Below are 3439 nucleotides of genomic sequence, written 5' to 3' on the forward strand. Positions count from 1 at the left end.
GGGCGGGCCACCCGGCAGCGCCGGTCCGGAGGCCCCCCGTACCGGTCCGGACGAGCCGGCCGACCGGCTCATCGGGGCGCAGGACCGCTGGCGGCTGGTGCTCGGGCGGGGTACGGAACGGCTGGCCGGGCGGGCGCGGCCGATGGCCACCGCGCTGGACGAGCTGTACGGCACCGGCCGCGGGGAGGGCGCGGGCGGCGACCTCGTGGGCACGGGCAGCGGCGGGGGGCGGGAGGCCGCCTACCCCGGCGTGCGGGAGTGGGCCGGTGAACTGGCCGCCCTCTTCGGCCCCGGCGTCCGCGAAGAGGTGCTGGCCGCCGCCGTCGCAGCCGGCCGTACCGATGCGGTCTTCGCGCTGGACCCCGACCGGGCCAGGCCCTCCGTCGAACTGCTGCGCACCGTCCTCCAGCACGCCGGAGGCCTCCCCGAGGCCAGGATGGCCGCCCTGCGGCCGCTGGTGCGGCGGCTGGTGGACGAACTGACCCGGCAGCTCGCCACCCGGCTGCGGCCCGCCCTCACCGGAGCCGTCCAGCCCCGGCCCAGCCGGCGTCCGTCCGGCGGACTCGACCTGGCCAGAACGGTCCGCGCCAACCTCGGCACCGCACACCACGGTCCGGACGGGCAGCTCCGGCTGGTTCCGGAGCGCCCGGTGTTCCGCAGCCGCTCCCGGCGCTCCGCCGACTGGCGGCTGATCCTGGTGACCGACGTCTCCGGATCGATGGAGGCGTCCACCATCTGGTCGGCGCTGACCGCCTCCATCCTGGCCGGGGTGCCCGCGCTGAGCACGCACTTCCTGGCCTTCTCCACCGAGGTCGTCGACTTCACCGGGCAGGTGCACGACCCGCTCGCGCTGCTGCTGGAGGTGCAGATCGGCGGCGGCACCCACATCGCCGCCGGGCTGCGGCACGCCAGGTCCCTGGTCACCGTTCCCTCGCGCACGCTGGTGGCCGTCGTCAGCGACTTCGAGGAGGGCTATCCGCTGGGCGGCCTGCTCGCGGAGGTCCGTGCGCTGGTCGACTCCGGCTGTCACCTGCTGGGCTGCGCCAGCCTGGACGACAGCGGACGCCCGCGCTACAGCACCGGCACCGCGGCCCAGCTCGTGGCGGCGGGGATGCCCGTCGCCGCCGTGAGTCCGCTGGAACTCGCCCGCTGGGTGGGGGACACCATCCGCTGACCGGCCCGCCACCGTACCCCCCGCCCCTTGCCCGCCCCCGCACTCCCGGAAGCAGATGATGACCGATTCCGCCGCCGACGCCGTCGCGCTGCCCCCCGTCGCGCCCGAGGTCACCGCCGCACTGGCGCGGGCCCTCAGCCCGCGGCTGCGCAAACGGCTCGACGCCGCGGCCGCGAAGCTCGCCGCCCGCCCCCGCGGCACGGACGGCACCACGGTGCGGATCGCCGTCGACGACGACACCACCCTCGATCTGCACGCGCCCGCCGGAGTGGTGGCCACGGCGGACGCCATCCGCTGCGGCTGCCTGCTGGCCCCCGACTGTGTGCACCGGGCCGCCGTCGCCGCGCTGGCGCCGGTGGCCGAAGAGCGGCCCGAGGACGAGGCGGACGGGCCGGCCGGGCTGGACGGTGCGGATGCCCCCGGCGGCCCCGGCGCCCCGGACACACCGCCCGCCGCGCCCGGCACCGGCGCGCCCACCCGGCCCGGTGCGTCCGGCCACCCCGCCCCGGAGCCGGCCACACCGCTCGCCGCCGCCGCACCCGCCCAGCACACGGAACCGTCCGAACCCACCCCGGAGCAGCCGGCCGCCGCCGCCCTGTGGCGGGCCGGTGCCGCCGTGCTGGAGAGCGGCATCCAGGGAGCGGGCGCGCTCCTCCAGGCGGAGCTGCTGCACGCCGCCCACACCGCCCGGCTCGCCGGTCTGCACCGGCCCGCCGCCCTCGCCGTCGCCACCGTCAACGGGCTGCGCGCCGCCCGGGCCGGCGACCCGGGGCACCGGCTCGCCGAACTGACCGCCACCGTCCAGGAACTGCTGCTGGTCTGCCACGCCCTGCGCCGGGCGCCCTCCCCCGGCGCCCCCGGCCTCGCCGAACTGCGCGGCACCGCCCGCCGCCCGTACACCCCCGGCGGCTCGCTGCGGCTGTACGGGCTGTGCTGCGAGCCGGTGCTGGCCGGCAGCGGTCACGCCGGGGTGGTGACCTGGACCGTGGACGCGGACGGGGAGGTGTTCGCCCTCACCGACGTGGCCCCGGGCGGGGCCGCCCGGGCGGCGGGCGCGGCCCGGCGCACCGTCCGGCTGGGCGACGCCGCCTGCACCCACCAGGAGCTCGCCAGGGGCGGGCTGATCGTGTCCGGCGCCACCGTCTCCCCGGACCGGCGGCTCGGTGCCGGGCGCGGGGTGCGGGCGGTGCGGGCCCGGGGCGTGCCGTGGCACGAGGAGCCGGCCGCCGCCCTGTGGCGTACCCCGCTCGATCAGCAGATCGCCCGCGCCCTCGACGCGGCCGGGCCCGGGTCCGCCGCCGGACTCCTCTTCACCGACCTCACCGTGCTCGGCCCGGTCCGGGAGCCGGGCGCCCCGGACGTACTGGCCGCCGCCTGCGCGGGCCTGACGGTGCGGATCGCCCCCGCCGACGAGCACCAGGATCTCGCCCACCGGCACAATCTGCGGCTGCTGGCCGCCACGCCGGGGCTGCGGCTGCGGGTCATCGCCCGGCTCGTCCCGGCCGGTCACCCCCGGCTGCGGCTGCTCGCGGCCGGCCCGGCGCCGGGGGCGGAGCCGGGCCCGGGGCTGCGCGCGCCCGTGGACCTCGGCTACCACCGGCTCCAGCGCGCGGACCTCACCGGCACGGACCACCCCGGCCCCTCCGGCCCGCCCGCCGATCCCGCCGTCTCCGCCGCCACCCCCGCCCCGCCCCCCGTCCCGGCGGAGCCCGCCGCCGCCCCGCTGCACCTGCTGCGCCGCCGCACCCAGGCCGCCCTCGCCGCGGGCCGGCCCGCCCTGGCCCTGCCGGGCAGCGCAGGGACGGACCGTCAGCGGCTGCGGCAGGCCGGGCTGTCCACCGCCGCCGACCTGCTGGACGAGCTGCACCGCGCCGCCGCCGACCGCACCCGCGACGTGTTCGGCCGGCTGCGCCCCGCCGACGCCGACCGGTTCGCCCTCGCCTGGCTGGCCGCCGACCACTACGGCGACCGGGCAGCCCGCGCGCTGTGCGCCGCCGCCTGGGCCCTCCCAGGACCGGCCCGGGTAGCGTGAGCCGCATGGCGTTCTCCCGTTTCCGCCCCGACGCGACCCCGGCAGCCCGGATCGGCCTCGGTCTGGCCGCCGTCGGCCGCCCCGGCTACATCAACCTGGGCCGGGCCGCCGACCTGCCCGCCGAACGCACCGTCGACGCCCTGCGCGAGCGCAGCCACCAGTTGCTGGACGCCGCCCACGCCGCCGGTGTGCGCTATCTGGACGCGGCCCGCTCCTACGGCCGGGCCGAGGAG

2 protein-coding genes and 1 pseudogene are annotated in these 3439 nt (G+C 79.5%); all 3 read left to right on the plus strand.

Annotation, left to right across the window (positions count from 1 at the left end):
- The coding region (locus ACFV5N_RS25945) for a vWA domain-containing protein (RefSeq protein WP_385604413.1) at positions 1-1174 on the plus strand (1174 nt) is incomplete at its 5' end.
- Positions 1175-1229: 55 nt separating this feature from the next.
- A complete protein-coding gene (locus ACFV5N_RS25950) occupies positions 1230-3206 on the plus strand; it encodes a hypothetical protein (protein ID WP_385604416.1) in 1977 nt (658 codons plus the stop codon).
- A 5-nt stretch (positions 3207-3211) separates the two neighbouring features.
- Positions 3212-3439 (plus strand): annotated as a pseudogene (locus ACFV5N_RS25955) (aldo/keto reductase); the annotation flags it as partial.

The organism is Streptomyces sp. NPDC059853 (assembly GCF_042731495.1).
Taxonomy (GTDB): Bacteria; Actinomycetota; Actinomycetes; order Streptomycetales; family Streptomycetaceae; genus Streptomyces.

Bases quoted from the DNA above. Each gene is read 5' to 3' on its own strand.
- ACFV5N_RS25950 (WP_385604416.1), top strand. From the start codon at position 1,230: ATGATGACCGATTCCGCCGCCGACGCCGTCGCGCTGCCCCCCGTCGCG.